The 20,804-nt window shown below is 74.3% G+C and carries 21 protein-coding genes; 11 read left to right on the top strand and 10 right to left on the bottom strand.

Annotated elements, in window-relative coordinates:
• Positions 1-63: 63 nt before the first annotated feature.
• Positions 64-1,257, bottom strand: a complete 1,194-nt coding sequence (locus tag ACZ4EF_RS12480; RefSeq protein ID WP_467504198.1) for a trans-sulfuration enzyme family protein — start codon at positions 1,255-1,257, stop codon at positions 64-66.
• A 60-nt stretch (positions 1,258-1,317) separates the two neighbouring features.
• Here ACZ4EF_RS12480 and ACZ4EF_RS12475 point away from each other — a divergent pair, with 60 nt between their 5' ends.
• The 3 genes from ACZ4EF_RS12475 (at position 1,318) to ACZ4EF_RS12465 (ending at position 4,467) form a co-directional block, all read left to right on the top strand.
• Positions 1,318-1,794 (top strand): Lrp/AsnC family transcriptional regulator, encoded by a 477-nt coding sequence (locus tag ACZ4EF_RS12475; RefSeq protein WP_355341262.1) that lies wholly within the window; start codon positions 1,318-1,320, stop codon positions 1,792-1,794.
• Between the two features lie 155 nt (positions 1,795-1,949).
• A complete protein-coding gene (locus ACZ4EF_RS12470) occupies positions 1,950-3,638 on the top strand; it encodes a DUF885 domain-containing protein (RefSeq protein ID WP_467504196.1) in 1,689 nt (562 codons plus the stop codon).
• 304 nt (positions 3,639-3,942) lie between these two features.
• Positions 3,943-4,467, top strand: coding sequence for a GNAT family N-acetyltransferase (locus ACZ4EF_RS12465; RefSeq protein ID WP_355341268.1), 525 nt, complete (start codon positions 3,943-3,945; stop codon positions 4,465-4,467).
• Positions 4,468-4,492: 25 nt separating this feature from the next.
• Here ACZ4EF_RS12465 and ACZ4EF_RS12460 read toward each other — a convergent pair whose 3' ends face one another.
• Complete coding sequence (locus ACZ4EF_RS12460) at positions 4,493-5,011, bottom strand: rhodanese-like domain-containing protein (protein WP_391045195.1); 519 nt, start codon at positions 5,009-5,011, stop codon at positions 4,493-4,495.
• 94 nt (positions 5,012-5,105) lie between these two features.
• Here ACZ4EF_RS12460 and ACZ4EF_RS12455 point away from each other — a divergent pair, with 94 nt between their 5' ends.
• Positions 5,106-5,552 carry an Lrp/AsnC family transcriptional regulator gene (locus ACZ4EF_RS12455; protein ID WP_355341274.1) on the top strand — a complete coding sequence of 149 codons (447 nt, stop codon included), beginning with the start codon at positions 5,106-5,108 and terminating at the stop codon, positions 5,550-5,552.
• Here ACZ4EF_RS12455 and ACZ4EF_RS12450 read toward each other — a convergent pair.
• Both ACZ4EF_RS12450 and ACZ4EF_RS12445 read right to left on the bottom strand, forming a co-directional pair.
• The gene (locus ACZ4EF_RS12450) at positions 5,542-8,940 is read right to left on the bottom strand and encodes an AAA family ATPase (protein ID WP_467504194.1); all 3,399 of its coding nucleotides are present in this window, start codon (positions 8,938-8,940) and stop codon (positions 5,542-5,544) included. The two genes, ACZ4EF_RS12455 and ACZ4EF_RS12450, sit on opposite strands and share 11 nt — an antisense overlap.
• Complete coding sequence (locus ACZ4EF_RS12445) at positions 8,940-10,139, bottom strand: exonuclease SbcCD subunit D (RefSeq protein WP_467504192.1); 1,200 nt, start codon at positions 10,137-10,139, stop codon at positions 8,940-8,942. The genes ACZ4EF_RS12450 and ACZ4EF_RS12445 overlap by 1 nt, the downstream gene beginning before the upstream one ends.
• A 403-nt stretch (positions 10,140-10,542) precedes the next feature.
• Between ACZ4EF_RS12445 and ACZ4EF_RS12440 the strand changes: the two genes are divergently transcribed.
• Positions 10,543-11,604, top strand: coding sequence for an MDR family NADP-dependent oxidoreductase (locus tag ACZ4EF_RS12440; protein WP_467504190.1), 1,062 nt, complete (start codon positions 10,543-10,545; stop codon positions 11,602-11,604).
• A gap of 37 nt (positions 11,605-11,641) precedes the next feature.
• Positions 11,642-12,013: a MerR family transcriptional regulator gene (locus tag ACZ4EF_RS12435; protein ID WP_467504188.1), complete on the top strand. Its 372-nt coding sequence runs from the start codon at positions 11,642-11,644 to the stop codon at positions 12,011-12,013.
• Between the two features lie 26 nt (positions 12,014-12,039).
• On the opposite strand, the gene ACZ4EF_RS12430 is transcribed toward ACZ4EF_RS12435, so the two are convergent.
• Positions 12,040-12,672, bottom strand: coding sequence for a YigZ family protein (locus tag ACZ4EF_RS12430; RefSeq protein ID WP_391045207.1), 633 nt, complete (start codon positions 12,670-12,672; stop codon positions 12,040-12,042).
• A gap of 108 nt (positions 12,673-12,780) precedes the next feature.
• Here ACZ4EF_RS12430 and ACZ4EF_RS12425 point away from each other — a divergent pair, with 108 nt between their 5' ends.
• Positions 12,781-13,188, top strand: coding sequence for a CoA-binding protein (locus ACZ4EF_RS12425; protein ID WP_355341292.1), 408 nt, complete (start codon positions 12,781-12,783; stop codon positions 13,186-13,188).
• A 22-nt stretch (positions 13,189-13,210) separates the two neighbouring features.
• Positions 13,211-13,447, top strand: coding sequence for a hypothetical protein (locus ACZ4EF_RS12420; RefSeq protein ID WP_355341295.1), 237 nt, complete (start codon positions 13,211-13,213; stop codon positions 13,445-13,447).
• 33 nt (positions 13,448-13,480) lie between these two features.
• On the opposite strand, the gene ACZ4EF_RS12415 is transcribed toward ACZ4EF_RS12420, so the two are convergent.
• Complete coding sequence (locus ACZ4EF_RS12415; protein WP_355341298.1) at positions 13,481-14,011, bottom strand: YbaK/EbsC family protein; 531 nt, start codon at positions 14,009-14,011, stop codon at positions 13,481-13,483.
• Positions 14,012-14,075: 64 nt separating this feature from the next.
• Positions 14,076-14,828, bottom strand: coding sequence for an acyltransferase (locus tag ACZ4EF_RS12410; protein WP_355341301.1), 753 nt, complete (start codon positions 14,826-14,828; stop codon positions 14,076-14,078).
• A gap of 143 nt (positions 14,829-14,971) precedes the next feature.
• Between ACZ4EF_RS12410 and ACZ4EF_RS12405 the strand changes: the two genes are divergently transcribed.
• Positions 14,972-15,484, top strand: a complete 513-nt coding sequence (locus tag ACZ4EF_RS12405; RefSeq protein WP_355341366.1) for a gamma carbonic anhydrase family protein — start codon at positions 14,972-14,974, stop codon at positions 15,482-15,484.
• A gap of 96 nt (positions 15,485-15,580) precedes the next feature.
• Here the strand turns inward: ACZ4EF_RS12405 and ACZ4EF_RS12400 are convergent, their stop codons facing one another.
• Entirely contained in the window at positions 15,581-16,243 is a 663-nt protein-coding gene (locus tag ACZ4EF_RS12400; RefSeq protein WP_355341304.1) for a DedA family protein, read from the bottom strand.
• A gap of 163 nt (positions 16,244-16,406) precedes the next feature.
• Positions 16,407-16,859, bottom strand: a complete 453-nt coding sequence (locus ACZ4EF_RS12395) for a DUF4442 domain-containing protein (RefSeq protein ID WP_355341307.1) — start codon at positions 16,857-16,859, stop codon at positions 16,407-16,409.
• A 72-nt stretch (positions 16,860-16,931) separates the two neighbouring features.
• On the opposite strand from ACZ4EF_RS12395, the gene ACZ4EF_RS12390 reads away from it, so the two are divergent.
• Both ACZ4EF_RS12390 and ACZ4EF_RS12385 read left to right on the top strand, forming a co-directional pair.
• Positions 16,932-18,197, top strand: coding sequence for a DUF8017 domain-containing protein (locus ACZ4EF_RS12390; RefSeq protein WP_467504185.1), 1,266 nt, complete (start codon positions 16,932-16,934; stop codon positions 18,195-18,197).
• Between the two features lie 132 nt (positions 18,198-18,329).
• Positions 18,330-19,730, top strand: a complete 1,401-nt coding sequence (locus ACZ4EF_RS12385; protein WP_467504183.1) for an MFS transporter — start codon at positions 18,330-18,332, stop codon at positions 19,728-19,730.
• Here ACZ4EF_RS12385 and ACZ4EF_RS12380 read toward each other — a convergent pair.
• Positions 19,670-20,470 (bottom strand): spermidine synthase, encoded by an 801-nt coding sequence (locus tag ACZ4EF_RS12380; protein WP_467504445.1) that lies wholly within the window; start codon positions 20,468-20,470, stop codon positions 19,670-19,672. The two genes, ACZ4EF_RS12385 and ACZ4EF_RS12380, sit on opposite strands and share 61 nt — an antisense overlap.
• Between the last annotated feature and the right edge of the window lie 334 nt (positions 20,471-20,804).

Genomic DNA, 20,804 nt, shown 5'->3' with positions numbered 1-20,804 from the left:
AGCGCGCAGTTCCCCGCGCCCCTAAAAACCCGGCCTACCCTCCTGCGTCAGCGGAGACCGCTGTCAGACGTCGATGCGACGTACGCCGGGTGCGGCCGAGGTAGTGGAGGACGCGAGCGCGAGCGTCAGGTCGGACCAGAGGTCGTCGACGTCTTCGAGGCCGACCGAAAGGCGGAGGAGCCGTTCGCTGACGCCGGAGCGGGAGCGATCGGCCTCGGGGACGATGCGGTGGCTGATGGAGGCGGGGTGCTGGATGAGGGTGTCGACGCTGCCGAGGCTGACGGCCGGGGTGATGAGGCGGACGGCGCCGATGACGGCGTGGGGGTCGCCGAGGACTTCGAAGGCGATCATGGCGCCGCCGATCCGCGGGTAGTGGACGGCGCCCACGCGGGAATCGGCGGTGAGGCGCCGGGCCAGTTCCGCGGCGGTCGCGGAGGCCGCCCGCATGCGTACCGGAAGGGTGGAGAGCCCGCGCAGCAGGAGGTAGCCGGCGAGCGGGTGCAGGACGCCTCCGGTGGCGAACCGCACCTTGCGCAGGCGCCGCGCGAAATCCTCGTCGCAGGCCACGGCGCCGCCGAGCACGTCGCCGTGGCCGCCCAGGTACTTGGTCGCGCTGTGCAGCACGATCCGGGCGCCGGATTCGGCGGGCCGCTGGAGTACGGGCGTGGCGAAGGTGTTGTCGACCAGCAGCGGCACGGTGCCGCAGGAGTGGGCGACGGCCCGCAGGTCGACCTCCGCGAGCGTCGGGTTGGCGGGCGTCTCGACGATGACGAGACCGGTGTCGGGCCGCATCGCGTCCGCGATGCCCGCCGGGTCGGTCCAGGTCACCTCGGTACCGAGCAGTCCGCCGGTCAGCAGGTGGTCGCTGCATCCGTACAGCGGTCGGACGGCGACGACATGGCGCAGCCCGTCGGCGGCGCGCGCCAGCAGGCAGGCGGTCAGCGCGGCCATCCCGCTGGCGAAGGCCACCGCGGCCTCGGTGCCCTCCAGCCGGGCCAGCGCGGTCTCGAAACGGGCGGTGGTGGGATTGTCCAGCCGGGCGTAGACGGGCGGGCCTTCGAGCTGTTCACCGGTGGCGGCGAAGGCGTCGATCCGCCGGGCCTCGGCGCGGCTGTCGTACGACGGGTAAGTGGTGGACAGGTCGAGCGGCACGGCGTGCACGCCGAGGGCCGCGAGGTCTTCGCGCCCGGCGTGCACGGCCTCGGTGGCCAGGGTCAGGCGGGGCCGGGACGGTGTCGTTGCTGCTGTCGTCTCCATGTGCTCCAGGCTGAACGCTCGCCGGGCGTCGTGGGAGAACGCCCGTGCTACGTTCGCCCGATGTCTGATTCCGTCGCGCTGGATCCGGTGGATCTGGAGATTCTCCGGCTGCTGCAGAACGATGCCCGGACCACGTACCGCGACCTCGCGGCGGCCGTCGGTGTGGCGCCGTCGACCTGCCTCGACCGGGTGGCCCGGCTGCGGCGCGGCGGCGTGATCCTCGGGCACGAGCTGCGGCTGGACCCGGCGAAGCTGGGCCGCGGTCTGGAGGCGCTTCTTCTGGTGCAGGTACGGCCGCACCGCAGGGAGTTGATCACACCGTTCGTGGACCGCGTCCGCGCGCTGCCGGAGTCCCGCGCCCTGTTCCACCTCACCGGGCCCGACGACTATCTGGTGCATGTCGCGGTGACCGGTGCCACCGATCTCCAGCGGCTGGTGATCGACGAGTTCACCTCACGGCGGGAGGTCGCGCGGGTCGAGACGCGGCTGATCTTCCAGCAGTGGGCGTGCGGCCCGCTGCTGCCGCCCACGCCGTGACCCGGACGGTCCGATCCGTACGGGCCCGGCGGGGCTGTTCCGCGGGGCGCGAGGGCCGGGGAACACGCCCCCAGCTGCGGCGTACGCCCCAGGCGTAAGGCACCACGCACACAATGGTGGTGACGCGAGGGCCGGTCTCGTACCAGGATGGCGCCATGTCCAATATCACCAGCAGCCCTCTGCCCCGCCAGGTCGCCGACACCTACGTCGACGATCTCCTCGCTCTCGACCCGGTCCTCGGCACCTACCTCGGCACCCCCGGCAGCGCCCGCCGCCTGCCGGACTTCTCACCGGCCGGCGCCGACGCGCTGGCCGCGCTGGCCCGTGCCACGCTGGACCGGTTGACCGAGGCGGAGGCGCGGCCCGGTGGCGAGAGCGACGCCGAGCGGCGGTGCGCGCGGCTGCTGCGCGAGCGGCTGAGCGCGGAACTCGCCGTGCACGCGGCCGACGAGCACCTGCGCGCGGTGAGCAACCTCAGCTCCCCCGCGCACAGCGTCCGGGACGCGTTCACCCTCATGCCGACCGACTCCGCGGCGGACTACGCCGATCTCGCCGCCCGGCTGCGCGCCGTCCCGGCCGCGCTCGACAGTTACCGCGCCGCGCTCGCCGAGGGCCTGTCCCGCAAGCTGTACGCGGGCCCGCGCCAGGTGTCGACGGTCATCGGCCAGATCGGTGAGTGGATCGGCGACGACGGCGGGGAGAGCTGGTTCACCGCGCTCGTCGCCGAGGGGCCGCAGGAGCTGCGCGCCGAGCTGGACGCCGCCGCCGCCGAGACCACCGCCGCCTACGCGGCCCTGCGCGACTGGCTGCGCGACACGTACGCCCCCGCCGCCGAGGGCACGTCCGACACCGTGGGCCGCGAGCGCTACGCCCGCTGGTGCCGGCTGTGGAACGGCACGGACCTCGACCTGGACGAGGCGTACGCGTACGGCTGGTCCGAATACCACCGCATCCACGCCGAGATGGTCGCCGAGGCCGCGAAGATCCTGCCCGACAAGTCCCCCTGGGAGGTGCTGGCCCACCTGGACCAGCACGGCACCGCCATCGAGGGCGTGGACGAGGTACGCGACTGGCTCCAGGGCCTGATGGACGAGGCGATCCAGGCGCTGGACGGTACGCACTTCGAGCTGGCCGACCGGGTCAAGCGCGTCGAGTCCCGGATCGCGCCCCCCGGCGGCGCGGCGGCCCCGTACTACACCGGTCCTTCGGAGGACTTCAGCCGTCCCGGCCGTACGTGGCTGCCGACGATGGGCAAGACCCGTTTCCCGATCTTCGACCTGGTCTCCACCTGGTACCACGAGGGTGTGCCGGGCCATCACCTCCAGATCGCGCAGTGGGTGCACGTCGCCGAGAGCCTGTCCCGCTACCAGGCCACCGTCGGCATGGTCAGCGCCAACGCGGAGGGCTGGGCGCTGTACGCCGAGCGCCTCATGGACGAGCTGGGCTTCCTCACCGACCCCGAGCGGCGCCTGGGGTACCTGGACGCCCAGATGATGCGGGCCAACCGCGTCATCGTCGACATCGGCATGCACCTCGAACTGGACATCCCCGCCGACTCGCCCTTCCACCCGGGCGAGCGCTGGACGCCCGAGCTGGCCCGCGAGTTCTTCGGCCTCCACAGCGGCCGGCCCGCCGACTTCGTCGACAGCGAGCTCATCCGCTACCTCGGCATGCCCGGCCAGGCCATCGGCTACAAGCTCGGCGAGCGTGCCTGGCTCACCGGCCGCGAGACCGCTCGCGCGGCGCACGGCGACGCCTTCGACGCCAAGGCGTGGCACATGGCGGCCCTGTCGCTCGGGTCGCTGGGACTCGACGACCTGGTGGCGGAGATCTCGGCGCTCTGACCTCCGGTCGGGGCATTTCCCGGTGACGCGAGCCCCGCCTCGCCGCCCGGGGAGACCTGTGCCCCGAAGGCGCGCCGGGGGGAACCGCGCGCTCGGCCCCCACCGGTCCGGTGGTCGCGAAACAGCGTCTGCCCCACCGGGGCGACCCTGTGCCCGCGGCCCCGTGTGGGCCGGTCGCGCGGTTCCCCCCGCCCGCGGAAAAGCCGGGCGCGGCCCTCGGCACGGGGTCGCCGCGCGAGGCGGTTACGCTGCTGCCTTCCGGTTCGACGCCGGGACGACAGCTCGCAGAAGGCGGTACGGCTCGATGACGTTGCACGCTTCCCATGACGGTGGACGGCTGGTGCTGACGCAGGGCCGGTTGACCCTGCGTGAGCAGCTTCCGGAGGACGCGGCGCTGTTGGCGGACGGCAAGCCCGCCGGGTTGGTGTGGGTCGACGGCGTGCCGGGGGACGGCACGGTGGGCGCGGCCTCGATGACGGTGGCCGCCGCCGCGGCGGGCGTCTACCGGCCGGGCTGGGGCGTCTTCGCGATACAGCGCAGTGACGACCTGGTGGCGCTGGGCGGCGCCGGGTTCCACGGGCCGCCGGACGGCGGCGCGGTGGAGATCGGGTACGACCTGTCGGAGTCGGGGCGGGGCGCGGGCTGGGCCACGGACGCGGCGCGGGTGCTGTGCCAGTGGGCGCTCGCGCAGCCGGGTGTGCTGGTGGTGCTCGCCACCACGGAACCGGCGAACCGCCCGTCGCAGGCCGTTCTGGAGCGCGTCGGCTTCGTGCGGGTCGCGGACCGCGGCGAGCTGTGGGCGTACGAGCTGACGTCGCTGCCGGACTGAACGGCCGAACAGGCGCACGTCGGGGTCAGCAGCCGCAGTCGTCGGCGCCGACCGGCGCGGTCAGGGGGTCGGCCGCGCGCCGGGCGGGGCCGTCGGCCGTCTCGTACGCGTAGCCCTCGCGGATCCAGTACTCCATGCCGCCGAGCATTTCCTTGACCCGGTAGCCGAGGCCGGCCAGGGCGAGGGCGGCGCGGGTGGCGCCGTTGCAGGCGGGGCCCCAGCAGTGGACGACGACCGGGACGTCGCGGTCGAGGAATTCGGCGGCGAGTTCGGGGACGCGCGCGGTCGGCAGGTGGACGGCGCCGGGGATGTGGCCCTGGTCCCAGGACTCGGTGGAGCGGGAGTCGAGCACGACGAAGCCGGGGTCGCCGCCCGTGGCGCGGGCCGCCTCCAGTGACGCGGCGACATCGGAGACGTCGGTGTGGAAGGCCAGGGAGGCCGCGAAGTACGCGGCGGCGTCGGCGGGGGCTGCCGGCGGCACCCGCAGGACCGGGCCGACGGCGGTGGCAGGGGTGGCGCTGAGCTGGGATGTCCGCTGTGTCATGGCGCAGAATCTACGGTCGCGCCCGGCTTGCCGGAAGTGCGCTTCCCCCGCAAATGCCTTGATCGGCCGGGCTTTCCCCTGCTATCCCTCGTGCATGACCGCTTATTCCCTCGACCCGACCGACTGGCGGCTGCTGGAGGCCCTGCAACGCGACGGCCGGGCCAGTTACGCCGAGCTGGCCCGTACCGTCTCGATGTCGCCGAGCGCCGTCACGGAGCGGGTCAGGCGCCTGGAGGAGGCCGGGGTGATCACCGGATATTCGGCGGTGATCGACCACGACCGGATCGGGCTGCCGATCCTCGCGATGGTCCGGCTGCGCTATCCGACCGGCAATTACCGGCCGTTCCACGACATGCTGGCGACCACCCCCGAGGTGCTCGAGGCGCATCACGTGACGGGGGACGACTGCTTCGTGATGAAGGTCGCGGCGCGGTCCATGCGGCATCTGGAGGAGACCACCGGGCGGATCGCCGGGCTCGGCGCGGTCACGACCAGCATCGTCTACTCCTCACCGCTGGAGCGGCGCCCCCTCACGCTCTGACCGGCCCGCCTCCGGCGGCGGCCGGTGCCCCGGTCCGCATCCGCACGCTCGATCCGTCCCTGCCCTTGACGACCCGCAGTTGGGCCGGGATGCGGTGCCGCAGGTCGGCGACGTGGCTGACGATGCCCACCGCGCGGTCGCGTTCCCGCAGGCCGTCGAGGACGTCGAGCACTTCGTCGAGGGTCTGGTCGTCGAGGCTGCCGAAGCCCTCGTCGATGAAGAGGGTGTCGAGGCGGGCACCGCCCGCCTCGTCGGTCACGACATCGGCGAGGCCGAGCGCGAGGGCCAGCGACGCGAAGAAGGTCTCGCCGCCGGAGAGCGTCGCGGTGTCGCGTTCGGTGCCGGTCCAGGCGTCGACCACCATCAGGCCGAGCCCCGACTTGGCCCGGCCGCCGCCGCGCGCGTCGGTGTGCACGAGGGTGTAGCGGCCCGAGGACATGCGCTGGAGGCGTACGGCCGCCGCGGCGGCGACCTGTTCCAGCCGCGCCGCCAGCACGTACGTCTCCAGCTCCATCCGGTAGCGGTTCTCCGCGGTGGTGGCGGAGGCGAGGTCGGAGAGCCGGGCGATGGCGTCGAACTCCGCGCGGGCCGGGGCGAGTTCCCTGGTACGGGTGGCGGCCTGCGCGGACAGCCGGTCGAGTTCGGCGCGGCGGGTCGCGGCGGCGGACTCGGCGGCCGATGCGGCGCGCAGCCGGTCGGTCGCGGCGGCGAGTGCGGCCTGCGCGGCTGCCGGTTCCGCGGGCGGCAGTTGGGCCGCGGCGGCGGGTTCGGGCGCGGCGAGGTCCGCTTCGACGGCGGCCTCCTCCTTGGCCCACGCTTCGGCCTCGCGCTCGGCGCGCCACAGCCGTTCCGGGTCGAGTAGCGCGGCCTCGGCGTCGGCGGGGGCCGCGAAACCGGCGCGGGTCGCGGCCTCCGCGAGCGCCGTGTCGGCCTCCGCGAGCCGCTGCCGGCTGTCGCTCCGGTCGCGTACGGCGTGCGCCGCCCGGTCGAGCAGCGCGATCCGCGCCGACAGCCGGGCCCGCCGGTCCGCGACGCTCGCGTACCCGGCCCGCGCCTGGGCCAACTCGGCGCTCAACCGGCGCTGCTGCGCGTCCAGTTCCTCCCGCCGCGAGGTGCGTACGTCGGTCCTGCTCTGTGCCTCGTGCCGCTGCGCCGTGCGGCGGTCGCGCTCCTGTTCCGCGCGCTCCAGCGCCCGGCGCGCCTCGGACACGTCGGCCGCCGCGCGTGCGGTGGAGGAGTGTTCGGCCTCCAGTACGGCGCAGGCGGCGGTCAGCCGGGCCAGCGGCTCGTCCCCCGCCGTGGCGGCGGCGGCCTCCCACGCGGCCCCGATCCGGTCGGCTTCGGCACGCGCCGACTCGTGCCCGGCCGTGGCGCGTTCGTAGGCGGCGCCGGCCGCGTCCTCGTCGGCGCGGGTGACCTGCTGCGCGGCGGGCCGCGCGGGGGCGGGGTGTTCCGGCGAGCCGCACACCCGGCAGGGCTCGCCGTCCGCCAACTGCTCGGCCAATTCGGCGGCGATGCCGTCGATCCTGGCCTCCCGCAGGTCCTGCCACGTCTCCCTGGCCCGTGCCGCCGTGTCCCGCGCGTCCCGCGCCCGGTCCTGAGCCCGCGTCAACTCCTGCGCCAGCCGGTCGCGTTGGTCCGCCGCGTCCCTGCGGCGGCGCGCGGTCTCCAGCTCAGCCGCCAGGCCCGCAGCCCTGGTCGCGGCCTCGGCCGCGCCGTCCGCCCTGGTCTGCAAGGCGGTGCGCAGCGACGGCCACTCCTCCAGCCATCCGTCGGCCTCGCGTACGGCTCCCTCGTCCGCGCGCTCCTCCCGGTCGAGCGCCGCGCGCCGCTCGGCGATCTCCCGCACGCGCTGCTCGGCCTCTCCGGCCCGGGCGAGGCCGCCCAGCTCCTCCCGCAGCTCCCCCGCGCGTCCCGCCAGCGCCTCGGCGCGCCAAGACCCGTGCTCCGCCGGGCTGTTGGGCGACACGGAGGCGGATTCGGGTGCCACCTCGCCCCGGTCGGCCTTCCGTTGCTCGCCGAGCCTGACGTCCTGACGGTCCACGGACCTGACCTCGGTCGGCCTGACGGTCCGCTCTTCGCCGTACCCGATCGACGCCCGATCGGCGGGCCCACCGGCCGACCGCTGCTCGCCGGGCCCGCCGAGCGGCAACTGGCCACCGGGCCCGGTGCCTTGGCCGTCCGAGGACCGGCCGGGCTCGGCCGGGGCGGAAGCCGGTCGGGGGCCCGGCGCGTCGGCCGCCAGTGGACCGGCCGCCTGCCGGGCGGGCGTCTCCACCGGGGATCGGTGGTGCGGTACGGCGGGCGTCGGGGGCTGTTCGCCCGCGGTCGTCAGGTCCGTGAGGACGCGGTGTTCGAGGGCGACGGCTTCGCGGTGTTGGAGGGCGGCCTTGTCGCGCAGGGCGAGGGCGGGTTCGACGGTCGCGGCGCGGTGGGCGCGGGCCAGGCGGTCGCGGGCGGCGGCGCGGTGGTCGCGCTCACCGTCGAGGGCGGCGGCGCGGCGGCGGGCCTCGGCGTGCCGGGACTGGAGGGCGGAGAGGTCGCGGGCGGCGTCGAAGCCGGTGGCGGCGGCGTGGTGGGCGGCCTCGGCGTGCCGCAGGGCCTGCGCGGCGATCGTGGCGGCCTCGCGGGCGTCGCAGCGCAGGACCGCGGCCCACTCCAACAGCCCTTCGGGCGAAGGGCCTTCGTCCGGCGCTCCGTCAGCAACGGCCCCGGCCGCCAGGCCGCCCGCGGCCTGGCGCATCCGCTCGGCGAGGTGGACCAGCCCCTTGTCACCGGCGGCGAGCCGCCCGGCCGCGTCCTGCTTGCGGTCGCGCAGCCAGTGCTCGACGGCCTTGAAACGGCGCGTGTCGAAGAGCCGTCCGAGCAGTGCGGTCCTTTCGGTGGCGCTCGCGCGCAGGAAGGTGGCGAATTCGCCCTGCGGCAGCAGCACGACCTGGCAGAACTGCTCGCAGCTCATGCCGACGAGCTGCTTGATCTCCTCGCCGATCTCCTGGTGCGACTTGGACAGCGCCTGCCATCCGCCGTCCTTGTGCTCGCGCAGCAGCGTGACGGCCTTGTCCATGGTGGTGCCGGTGCCGCGCTTCTTCGCCCGCGGCTGCTCGGGCCGCCGGGTGATCTCCAACCGCCGTGTCCCGACGGTCAGTTCGAGGACGACCTCGGTGGCGGTGCCCGCCGCCGCGTGGTCGCTGCGCAGCCGCGTCACCGGCCGGGCGCCGGGCACCTGGCCGTAGAGGGCGTAACAGACGCCGTCCAGGACGGAGGTCTTACCGGAGCCGGTGGGGCCGTGCAGGAGGAAGAGCCCGGCGGCGGAGAGTTCGTCGAAGTCGACGCGCTGGGTGGCCGCGAAGGGGCCGAAGGCGGTGAGTTCGAGGCGGTGCAGTCGCATCAGGCGCGTTCCGTCCGTACGGTGTCCGCCCGTACCGCGTCGAAGGCCGCGCTCAGCGTGGCGCTCTCGTGCGCGGCGGGCGCGGAGCCGCGGACGTGGGCGACGAAGTCCTCGGCGATCTGCTGGTCGCTGCGCCCGCGCAGCCGCCTGGCGTACGAGGCGAGCGGGTCGTCGTCACCGGTCTCGGGCTCGAAGGCGAGGCTGAGGACGTGCGGGAAGCGTTTCGCGAGCGCGGCCATCGGCTCGTGCGGGCGGAAGGGGTCGGTGAGGGTGGCCTCCACCCAGGCGTCCTCGTGCCGGTCGAGCGCCGGGTCGGCGATCAGGTCGTCGAGACGTCCGCGGATCCGGGCGAGCGCGCGCGGCACGGGCGTGTCGACCCGTTCGGCGTCGATGGCGCCTTCGGGGCCGAGGCCGACCAGCCACATGCTCTTGCGGTGGTGCTCCTCGGAGAAGGAGTACGCGAGCGGCGAGCCGGAGTAGCGGATCCTCCCCTGGCCTTCGGCCAGGGGCTCGCCCGTCGCGTCGCGCTCGGTGAGGGTCTGGCAGCCGTGCAGGTGGCCGAGTGCCACGTAGTCGACGCCGTCGAAGACCTCGGCGGGTACGGCCTCGACGCCGCCCGCGGTGATGTCGCGCTCGCTGGCGCAGGGCGCGGCGCCGGTGACGAAGGCGTGCGCGAGCACGACGCTGCGCGTGCCCGCGGGGCGCTCGGCGAGGTCGGCGCGGATCCGGTCCATGGCGGCGCCGAGCACCGCCGTGTGGTCGGCCCGGTCGGCGGCGAACTCCTCGCGGGCCAGGGCCGGTTCGAGGTACGGCAGCCCGTAGACGGCGACGTCGCCGTGTTCGTCGGTGAGCACGATGGGCCGGTGGCAGCTCGCCGGGTCGGTGCGCAGGTGGATGCCGGAGCGGCCCATGACGCGGGCGCCGACGCCGAGCCGCCGGGCCGAGTCGTGGTTGCCGGAGATCATGACGGTGGGCACGTCCAGGTCGGCGAGCCGGTGCAGTACGTCGTCGAAGAGTTCGACGGCGGACAGCGGCGGGACCGCGCGGTCGTAGACGTCCCCGGCGACGAGGACGGCGTCCACGCGTTCGGCGCGGACGGTGTCCACGAGGTGGTCGAGGAAGGCGCGCTGGGCGTCGAGCAGGCTGACGCGGTGGAAGGAGCGTCCCAGGTGCCAGTCCGAGGTGTGCAGAAATCTCACGCGACCGCTCCGACCCGCACGCTCACCCTCGCCGTTCCTCGACTCCCGCGGGCGTCAGACGACTTCGACTGGCTTCCGCGGGCACCTGTGCCGCGCCGCTTCCGGCGCCCGATCCGTACCGCTGCGATCTTCTCATCCGGGCTCGCGGCCCGTGCGCCGTGGCTCACCGGCGGTGGTCATGGAGTGTAGAAGGTCGCCGCCCGGCAGGCGGTGGAGATCGCTGATCAGGTCACCGGAAAGCCAGGAAACTGGTGTAAGACCCTGTAATTCGCCAGCAACTCCCCTAAAAGGGCACACCGCTTGACCCTGACGCGCGGGTCAGGGATTAGCGTCACCGCGCCCCGGCCGACGGCACCGCACCACACCGCCGCCCTGAATCCGCGCGTCCTCAGGAGACCCGTCCATGTCCGCAACGCCACCGGTAACCCCTCAGGCAAGCCCCTCTGTCCTGCCCCGCACCAGCCGCGAAGTGCGGATCGTCGCCGTCCCCCGAGGACTGCCCTCGCCCGGGGACTTCGCCGTCGTGCAGACGCCGCTCCCGGAGCCTGGCCCCGGCCAAGTCCTCGTCCGCAACCGGCACTTCCTCGTCTTCCCCGGCCTGCGCACCCTGCTCGGCGGTGAGAGCGACGGCGTCCCGCTGCCGCCGCTGCGCCACGGCGACACGCTCTTCGGGCCCGCCGTCGGCGAGGTGGTCGCCGCGCCCGACGGCGACGGGCCGCGTCCCGGTGACACGGTGCTGCACCTGCTCGGCTGGCGCGAGTACGCGCTGGTGCCCGCCGCCCAGTGCGCCGTGCTGGACGACACGCTGCCCGACCCGGTGGCGTATCTCGCCCAGGGTTCCTCCGCGTACGGCGCGCTTACCCGGCTGGCCCAGGTGCGGGCGGGCGACACCGTCTTCGTCACGGGCGCGGCGGGGGCGGTCGGCACACTGGCCGGGCAGGTCGCCAGGCTGCTGGGCGCGGCCCGGGTGATCGGCAGTACGGGCTCGCCGTGGAAGGCCGACCGGCTGCGCTCCGAACTCGGCTACGACGCGGTCGTGTTGCGCGGCTCCGGGCCGTTCGCGCGTCAGCTCGCCGAGGCGGCGCCCGGCGGTGTGGACGTGGTGCTGGACACCGTCGGCGGCGAGCAGTTGGCCGCGGCTCTCGGCGCGGCCAACCAGGGCGCGCGCTTCGCGCTGATCGGCGCGCTGTCCGGGCAGCTCTCCGCGGACCGGGCGGGCGGCAGCGCTCCCGTCGAGATCGACTCGTACCGGCTCGTCGTCAAGGGCCTGTCCCTGCGCGGCTACAGCGGTACCGACCACCCGGAGGTCGAGGCGGAGTGGACCTCGCGCTTCGGCGGCTGGCTGCGCTCGGGCGAGATCCGCTTCCCGTACACGACGGTCACCGGCATCGATCGCGCGCCCGAGGCGCTGCCGGATCTGATCGGCGGGCGGCACTTCGGGGCTGCGATAGTGGAGCTGGAGTAGGGATGGGCTAGCGGTACGAGGACCGTCGGGGGGACGGATGCGGATCGGCGAAGCGGCGGCAGCCGCCGGAACCACCCCGCGCGCACTGCGCTTCTACGAGCAGCGCGGCCTGCTGCCGCCACCGGCCCGCACCGGCTCCGGCCAGCGCGACTACGGTCCCGCCGAGGTCGCCCGGCTGCGCGTGATCCGTGAGCTGCTCGCCCTCGGCCTGACCGTCGAGGATCTGCGCAGCCGCGCCCACCGCCTCCACCTCCTGGCGGCCGACCCGCCCGCCCCCTGCGACGGTTCCGCCGACCGGTCCGGCTCCTTCGCCGACGTCGTCGACCGCCGGCTCGCCCTCCTGGACGCCGAGATCGACCGCCTCACCCGCCTGCGCACCGACCTCGCGGAGCGCGCCCGAGGGCGCTAGGGCTTGTCCGTAAAGTCGGACATGTCCTAGGGCGTCACGGTCACATACGCGCTTCCGCCCACCGTCACCTCGGCGGCGCCCGATGTGGCGTCCGCCAGCCAGGAACGGAAGCCGGGGAGATCCGCCTGCGGTACGCCCAGGTCGATGGTCACGGCGGCGGCGTACGCGACACCGCGGATGGCGTGTCCGGCGGCGCGCAGCTCGTTCTCCAGCCGCCCGGCCCGCTGGTGGTCCACGGTGACCGTGACCAGGACGAGCCGCCGCCGCTCGACCGTGCCGATCTCGTCCAGCGCGGCGGTGACGGCGCCCCCGTACGCGCGGGCCAGTCCGCCCGCCCCGAGCTGGACACCGCCGTAGTACCGCGTCACGACGGCCGCCGTGTCCCGGACCTCGCGGCCCAGCAGCGCCTGGAGCATCGGTGTGCCCGCCGTCCCGCCCGGCTCCCCGTCGTCACTGGCCCGGTGCAGCCGCCCCTCGGGGCCGATGACGTACGCGAAGCAGTTGTGGCTGGCCCCGGCGTGCTCCTTGCGGACGCGGGCGATGAAGTCCTGCGCCGCCTCCTCGCTCGCCACGGGCGCGAGCGCGCACAGGAACCGCGAGCGCTTGATCTCGCTCTCGCAGACCCCCGCCCGCGCCACCGTCAGATACCGGTCCACCATCCGGTCAGCCTACGGGCCGCGACCGGGAATGGCGGGCGCGGGAGGCGTGTTTGACCAGGCACGACGGCAGTACGTGGACGATGTGACGGCGAGCGGCTGGAGGACGGCGTGTACGGCGACGCGGAGACGGTGCGGAAGATCCTGACCGGTACCGGGGACACCTGGGCGGTGGTGGGGCTGTCGAACAACACCTCACGGGCCGCCTACGGAGTCGCGGGCGTGCTCCAGCGGTTCGGCAAGCGGGTCGTGCCGGTGCACCCGAAGGCCGAGACCGTGCACGGCGAGCAGGGGTACGCCTCGCTGGCCGACATCCCGTTCCCGGTCGACGTGGTCGACGTGTTCGTGAACTCCTCGCTCGCGGGTGGGGTCGCGGACGACGCGGTGGCCGTGGGCGCGAAGGCGGTGTGGTTCCAGCTCGACGTGATCGACGAGGCGGCGTACGAGCGCACCCGGGCGGCCGGCCTGGAGATGGTGATGGACCGCTGCCCGGCGATCGAGATCCCGCGCCTGCCCTGACCTGTGGGTTTACGGTGGGGGTATGGGACGCAAAGCTCCGCCGCCGCCGTTCGGACTCGACGAGCGGACGTATGCGCAGCTCTGGTACTACGCGCTGCCGGTGCTGGCTTTCGTCCTCGGTCTGGTCGTGCTCGTGGCGCTGATGGGTGTGCTGTCCGGGGCGTGGAAGATCTTCGCCGTGCTGGCCGGTGTGGCGGTCGGTACGGCCGTGGTGGCGGGCGGCAGGGCCCTGCACCGCAGGCTGGAGGACCGCTCGTGACCTGCGGCTCCGCGGCCCGGTGGCCCCGCGTCGTCAGATGCCGAGTCCTTCGAGGACGACCGCTCCGGGCAGCGCGGCCAGCGCCTTGCCCGACACGATGAGCTTGCCGCGGCGCGCGCCGCTGCCGATGACCAGGTGCGGCGCCTCCACGACGGCCGCGTCGACGAGCAGCGGCCAGTCGGCGGGCAGACCGACGGGGGTGATGCCGCCGTACTCCATGCCCGTCTCGCCCACGGCGGTGTCCATCGGCGCGAACGACGCCTTGCGCGAGCCCAGGTGGCGGCGGACCGCGCCGTTGACGTCGACGCGGGTGGTGGAGAGCACCAGGCACGCGGCGAGCGTGACGTCCTGGCCGCGCTTGCCCGCGACGACCACGCAGTTCGCCGAGGCGGTCAGCAGGTCGTCGCCGTAGGTCTCGACGAAGACGGCGGTGTCGGCCTTCTCCGGGTCCGTGTCGACGTAGAGCATGTCGGGTGTCACGGCGGCGGCGACCGGCGGCGGGAGCAGGTCGCGGCGCTCGGTGGCGGGGTGGGCTTCGTCGAAGTTGCCGATCGGTGCGCGCATACGGGCAACGTAACAAATGCCCGCACGGCGGCGGAGATTCAGGGCGAGCGCCGGGGCCGGGCGCTCAGGGCCGGTCCTCCAGATCGGCCAGCGCCAGCAGTTGCTCGGGGGTGACGCCCTCGGGGACTGGCAGCGGCGGCGGGGTGCGCAGGGGCGGCTGCCAGCCGGTGTCCGGGTCCCAGCGCCGTACGATCCGGGCCGGCGCTCCGGCGACCACCGCGAAGTCGGGCACCTCGCCGCGGACCACGGCGCCCGCCGCCACGACCACATTGCGGCCGAGCCGCGCGCCGGGCAGGATCACGCACCCCGAGCCGAGCCAGCTCCCGCTGCCGATCTCGACCGGCGCGGTGCGCGGCCACTGCTTGCCGACGGGCTGGGTCGTGTCGTCGTACGAGTGGTTGTCGCTGGTGACGTAGACGTACGGGCCGCAGTAGACGTCGTTGCCGAAAACCACCGGTACGGACGCGACGACGTGGCTGCCGCGGCCGAGGACGACGCCGTTGCCGAGGCGCAGGACGGGGTCGGGCCCGAGGTCGAGGCCCGGCATCATCCCGGCGGTGAGGGTGACCTGCTCGCCGATGACGCAGTGGTCGCCGAGGTGGATCCACGGCTCGCCGAAGACGGTGCCCTGCGGGAAGGCGAGCCGGGTGCCCTCGCCGATCCGGCCGAAGCGCAGCGGTCCCGGGCGCGCGGCGGTGACCGCGCCCGCGTTCTGCACCCAGCGCCAGCCGCGGTGCACCATCCGCGATCCGACGCGGCGACGCCAGGCCGTGGCGGCGGCGGTCGCGGAGGAGAACACGTTCTCGTTCTTCGGCACGGGCCCACCGTATACGGTGCCGGGTGGAGACCACAGGACCGACGACGAGGGCGGTGGGCATGACGGACCCGGCGGTTACGCGGAGCGCGGGCGCGGCAGGCGCGGAGGGCGGGCGCACGGCGGGCGGCGGCGTCCCCGTACCGCTGATCGCGGACATTCTGGGCCGCGCACCGGAGATCGACCCGACCGCGTTCACCGCTCCCGGCTCGGTGGTGCTCGGGGACGTCACGCTGGGCGCGGGCGCGAGCGTCTGGTACCACGCGGTGCTGCGCGGCGACTGCGAGTCGATCACGGTCGGCGCGGGCTCCAACATCCAGGACAACTGCACGGTGCACGCCGACCCCGGCTTCCCCGCCGTCGTCGGCGAGGGCGTCACGGTCGGGCACAACGCCGTCCTGCACGGCTGTGTGATCGAGGACGACGTCCTGGTCGGGATGGGCGCCACGGTGCTCAACGGCGCGCACATCGGCACCGGTTCGCTGATCGCGGCGGCGGCGCTGGTCCCGCAGGGGATGCGGGTGCCGCCGGGATCACTGGTGGCGGGCGTGCCCGCGAAGGTGCGCAGGGAGCTGACCGAGGAGGAGAAGGCGACGGTACGGCTGAACGCCGAGCATTACGTGGCGCTGGCGGACGCGCACCGGGAGTCGCTGGGCTGACGGCGGACGCGCACCGCGAGTGGCGGGGCTGACGGCCGATGCGCGGACGGCGGGCCCGGAGATTTAGGGCCCGCCGTTCGCGCAGTGTCGTATGGCCTACTCGCCCTGCGCCACCGCGACACCGGGTGCCGCCGGTGCCTCCTGCTGCTCGAACTCCGCCTGCGCCTTGGCGGCGCGCCGCCTCACGAAGAGGAACGAGGCGATGCCGAAGAGCACGGCCGCGGCGAGTCCGAAGTAGCCGAACCTCTTCAGCCAGGGTTCGGCGACCACACCCACGTAATAGATGACCGCGGTGGTGCCGCCCGCCCAGACGATGCCGCCGAGCAGGTTCGCGATCAGGAATTTCCAGTACGGCATCTTGAGCACACCGGCCAGCGGCCCGGCGAAGATCCGCAGCAGGGCCACGAAGCGGCCGAAGAAGACCGCCCACATGCCCCAGCGCTGGAACGAGCGTTCCGCGGTGGCCACATGGCCGGGTGAGAAGTGTTTGGGGAATCTGCGGCCGAGCCGGTCGAGCAGCGGTTGGCCGCCGCGGTGCCCGATCGAGTAGCCGATGGAGTCGCCGCCGACCGCGCCGATGATGGCGGCGGTGCCGACCAGCCAGGGGTTGACGTGCCCTTGCGAGGACAGCAGCGCGGCGCTCATCAGGACGATCTCGCCGGGCAGCGGGATGCCCAGGCTCTCGACGCCGACGACCAGACCGACCATCAGATAGACGAGGATCGGCGGGATGCCGTCGAGCCACTCCTGGACGTGCACAGCGGGGTTCCTCCCCTGGACAACGGTGGGTTGCGCGCACGCGGCGCACACCGCCGAAGCCTAACGGACCGATCGCCGCGAAAGTCCGGTCAAGAGCGAGTCAAACAAGCCGATCGGCGGGCCGTCCGGGGCGGCGCTCCGCGACCGGCGTGAAGTGCCCGGTTCAGCGGTTCGGCCGGAGCGTCCACACCACCGTCATGTGCGCGGTCTCGGCGCCGTCCTCCCTGCTGATGGAGATCTCGACGGGGAACTCGGGGCGCTCCCCCGCGTCCAACTCGGCGACCACGTCGGCGGCGGGCCGCCCCAGTTCGGCGGTGGCCGTCACCGGGCCCATCGCCAGCTTGCTGTAGGCGATCTCGGCGCGGACGGCGAGCGGCACGGCCCGGCCGAGCTGGTCGCCGAAGGCGGCGAGCACGATCGCGCCGCTCGCGGACTCGGCGAGGGTGAACATCGCGCCCGCGTGCGGACCGCCGACGTGGTTGTGGAAGTCGGGCTGGTCGGGCAGCAGCACGACGGCGCGCTCCGCCGTGGTCTCGATGTACTCGAGGTTGAGGGTGCGGGCCATCGGCACGGTGGCCGCCATCATGTCGCCAATGGAAGGCAAGGTCTCGGACATGGCGCGATGTTACCAGCCAGTAGCGGTATCCGGCGTGGAACCGTCGGGCCCACTCCCCTAGTGTTTCCAGCCATGTGGCCAGGAGAACAGCACAACGGGGGAGAGCAGAACCCGCAGGGCGCCCCCCCGCCGAATCCGCCGGGGCCGTACGGCCGGCCGACGCCTTACGACACGCCCTCGCCGTACGCTCAGCCGGGCTACCAGCAGCAACCGAACCAGCCCGCCCAGTCCGGTCCGCCGAACTTCCAGAAGCCGCCGGAGCATCCGCCGGCCCCGCCCTACGGCCAGCCGCCCTCGGGACCTGGCCAGGCCGCGCCGCCGAACCAGTCCGCGGCGCCCACCCAGCCGTACGGGCAGCCCGGTTACGGCACCCCGTCCCCGTACAGCCAGCCCGGCTACGGGCAGCAGCCGCCCGGCGGCTACCCGACTCCGCAGAACTGGGGCCCGCCCGTGCCCGGCGGTCCCGGCGGTCCCGGCGGCCCTGGTGGCCAGCCGCCGCAGCGCGACCGCAAGGGGCTGACGGTCGGCATCGCGATCACCGCCGCTGTCGCGGTGATCGCCGCGGTCGTCGTCGGCGCGGTCTACCTCACCGGTGACGACAAGAAGAAGACGGACGCGAAGGACGGGAGTCCGACCGCGTCGGCGCCGCAGTCGCCCACGGGCACGCCGTCCACCACCGCGCCCACCTCCACCGCCACGGGCGGCAACGCCGACACGGGCGACTCGCCGCGCGGCGACCCGGCGGCGCTCGACGTCAAGCCGGTCATTCCAGGCTGGAAGGTCGTCATCCGCAGCGAGCGCAATGTCGCCTTCGACGTACCGCCGGACTGGTCGGTCGACAGCGAGGGCATGACGATCGGCTTCGAGGACAAGAACGGCGACCCGGCCGTCGCGATGAGCGCGCCCGCGTACTACAAGAAGGACTGGTGCAAGAACGGCAACAGCAGCGCCGACCGCGCCGCCGTGGGCACCAAGGGCGCCAACGGGGCGAAGAGCGTACGCAACGCCGCCGAGGTGCAGGCCGTGTCGTGGGCGTACTGGGCCTATCAGGACAACGGCAAGGGCACCTTCTCCAAGGTGCAGAACAGCAAGGCGTTCCACAACGCGCACGGCATCTCGGGCTGGCAGGCGTCGGCCACCGCCGCCAACATCCCGAAGAGCAGCAAGTGCTCGGCGGACGGTGCCGCGTACACCGTCGCCTGGAGCGACCCGACGCAGACGGACGCCGCCAAGAAGCTCGTGGTGTGGGTGCTCTACGCCGACCGCAGGGTGCCCGACCAGCTCTCGGATTCGGTGATCGACAAGATCAAGAGCACGATCCGGCCGCTGAAGAAGTAGCAAGGAGCGGCGGGGAGCGAGCGAGGAGCGGCGGGGAGCGAGCGAGGAGCGGCGGGCGGCGGGTGCCCGCCGCTCCCGGACCGGCCGGAATCCGTTTGCGAGAGGAAACGGACTGCGGGCATAGTCCCCCGGGTGACCTCGAACGACACGGCCCGCAGCGGCGGCCCCTCCGACGCCCGCCCGCCCGGTCCGCGTTCTCGGGACCCCAGGAGCCGCCTCCCGTCCTGGGCCGGACGGAATTTCCAACTGCTGGTCACCGCCTCGTTCATCACCAACCTCGGCAACTCCGGCGCGCTCATCGCCGCCGCCTACGCCGTCATCGAGTCCGGCGGCAGCGCCACCGGCGTCGGTCTGGTGGCCGCCGCCAGGACCCTGGCCATGGTGGTCTTCCTGCTGATCGGCGGCGCGGTCGCGGACCGTATCCCGCGTCAGCGGGTGATGGTGACGGCCAACCTCGTCAACGCGCTCTCGCAGGCCGCCTTCGCGGTGCTCGTCCTGGCCGGGCACGCCGCGCTGTGGCAGATGGCGCTGCTGACCGCGGTCGGCGGCGGCGCGCACGCCTTCTTCTCCCCCGCCTCCGAGGGCATGGTGCTCTCCACGGTCGAGTCCGCGCACGCGGGCAAGGCCTTCGCCGTCTTCCGGATGTCGATGAACGGCGCGACCATCGGCGGCGCGGCCGTCGGCGGCGCGCTCGTCGCCGCGTTCGGGCCCGGCTGGGTGCTGGCGATCGACGCGCTGGGTTTCGCCGCCGCTGCCGCGATGCGCTCCCGGCTGCACGTCGCCGCGGGCGACCGCCCGGCGCGGGCGTCCGGCATCGTCGGCGATCTGCGCGAGGGCTGGCGGGAGTTCGTCTCCCGTTCCTGGCTGTGGGGCATCGTCGTGCAGTTCGCCGTGGTCAACGCGGTGGTCGGCGCGGCCGAAGCGGTGTACGGGCCGCTGGTCGCCCGCGACCATCTCGGCGGCGCGGGACCCTGGGGCCTGGCCATGGCCGCCTTCGGTGTCGGCACGGTCGGCGGCGGCCTGCTGATGATGCGCTGGAAACCGCGCCGCATGCTGCTCGCGGGCGCCCTCGGCGTCTTCCCCCTGGCCCTGCCGAGCGCCACGCTCGCCCTCGCCTCCCCGCTGTGGATCCTGGCGCTCGCCATGTTCATCACGGGCGTGGCCATCGAGGTCTTCGCGGTCGGCTGGATGCTCGCGCTGCACCAGGAGATCGCCGAGGACAAGATGTCACGCGTGTCGGCGTACGACTGGTTCGGCTCGGTGGCCGTGACACCGATCGCCCTGGCCCTCGCCGGTCCCGCCGCCAGCCTCTTCGGCCGTACGCAGGCACTGTGGGGCTGCTCCGCGGTGGTCGTGCTGCTGACGGGCGCCGTGCTGACGCTGCCGGACGTACGACGGCTGGAACGGCGTACGGGCGGCGGGCACGGGGTGGTGGCGGGCAGCACCGTGGCGCACCCGGACGCCGTTCCCGCTCAGCCGACGGTGAAGGCGCCGTCCGGCGGGGTCGGCGAGGGCGCGGCCGACGTGTCGTAGACCGGGCGGGCGCGGCCGGTGAAACGGTCGAGCGCGGCGCCGTGCACCACGCGGGCGGGGAAGGCGTCGGCGGCGCACAGCCGGGCGAGCGCGTCCACCGGGAGCGGCGCGGCGCTGGCCACGAGCACCGCGTTGCCGAAGCGACGGCCGCGCAGCACGCCCGGCTCGGCGAGCAGGCAGATCTCGGCGGGGGCGGGGAACACGGCGCGGACCGTGGCCAGTTGGGACCGCAGGAAGGCGAAGGGGGCCGCGTCGGCGACGTTCGCGACGTAGACGCCGCCGGGGCGCAGGACGCGGCGCGCGGCGCGTACGAACTCCACCGGCGTCAGGTGCGCGGGCACGCGCGCGCCGCCGAAGACGTCCGCCACGACCGCGTCCGCGCTCGCCTCGGCCGCCGTGGCCAGCCACGCGCGCGCGTCCGCCGTGTGCACCGTCACCGACGCGGGGTCGGCCAGCGGCAGATGCTCGGCGACCAGCGCGGCCAGCCGCCGGTCGGCCTCGACGACGTCCTGCCGCGACCCCGGCCGCGCCCACGTCAGCCACCGCGGCACCGTCATCCCGCCGCCCCCGAGATGCACGGCCGCCACCGGCCCCCCCGGCGCGCTCCCGGCCTCCAGCGCGTACGCGATCCGCCGCACGTACTCGAACTCCAGGCACTCCGGATCGTCCAGGTCCACATACGACTGCGGTGCCCCGTCCACCGTCAACAGCCAGCCCCGTGGCCGGTCCACGTCCGGCATCAGCCGGGCTTCCCCGAAGTCCACGGGGCGGATCACGGGGACCGCTTCGGGGGCGGGGGCCTCTTCTGGGGCGGTTGGCGGGTCCTCCGGGGTGTGGCTCACGGGGTCATTGTCCCAGGCGGGCGGTTTCCGTACGGGGGTGCGGGTTCCGTGCGGGCCAGGGGCCCTGTCGTGGGATCGGGGCTGCCGAGCGGGCGGGGGTCGGGCGTGATCCGTACCGGCGCGGGGGGGGGGGGGGGGGGGGGGGGAGGGGGGGAGGGGGGGGGGAGGGGGGGGGGGGGGGGGGGGGGGGGGGGGGTGGGGGGGGGGGGGTGGGGGGGGGGGGAGGGGGGGC

Source organism: Streptomyces sp. NPDC025721, assembly GCF_055558595.1.
The sequence above is the reverse complement of the archived record's forward strand: the minus strand, read 5'-3'. Positions and strand labels throughout refer to the sequence as shown.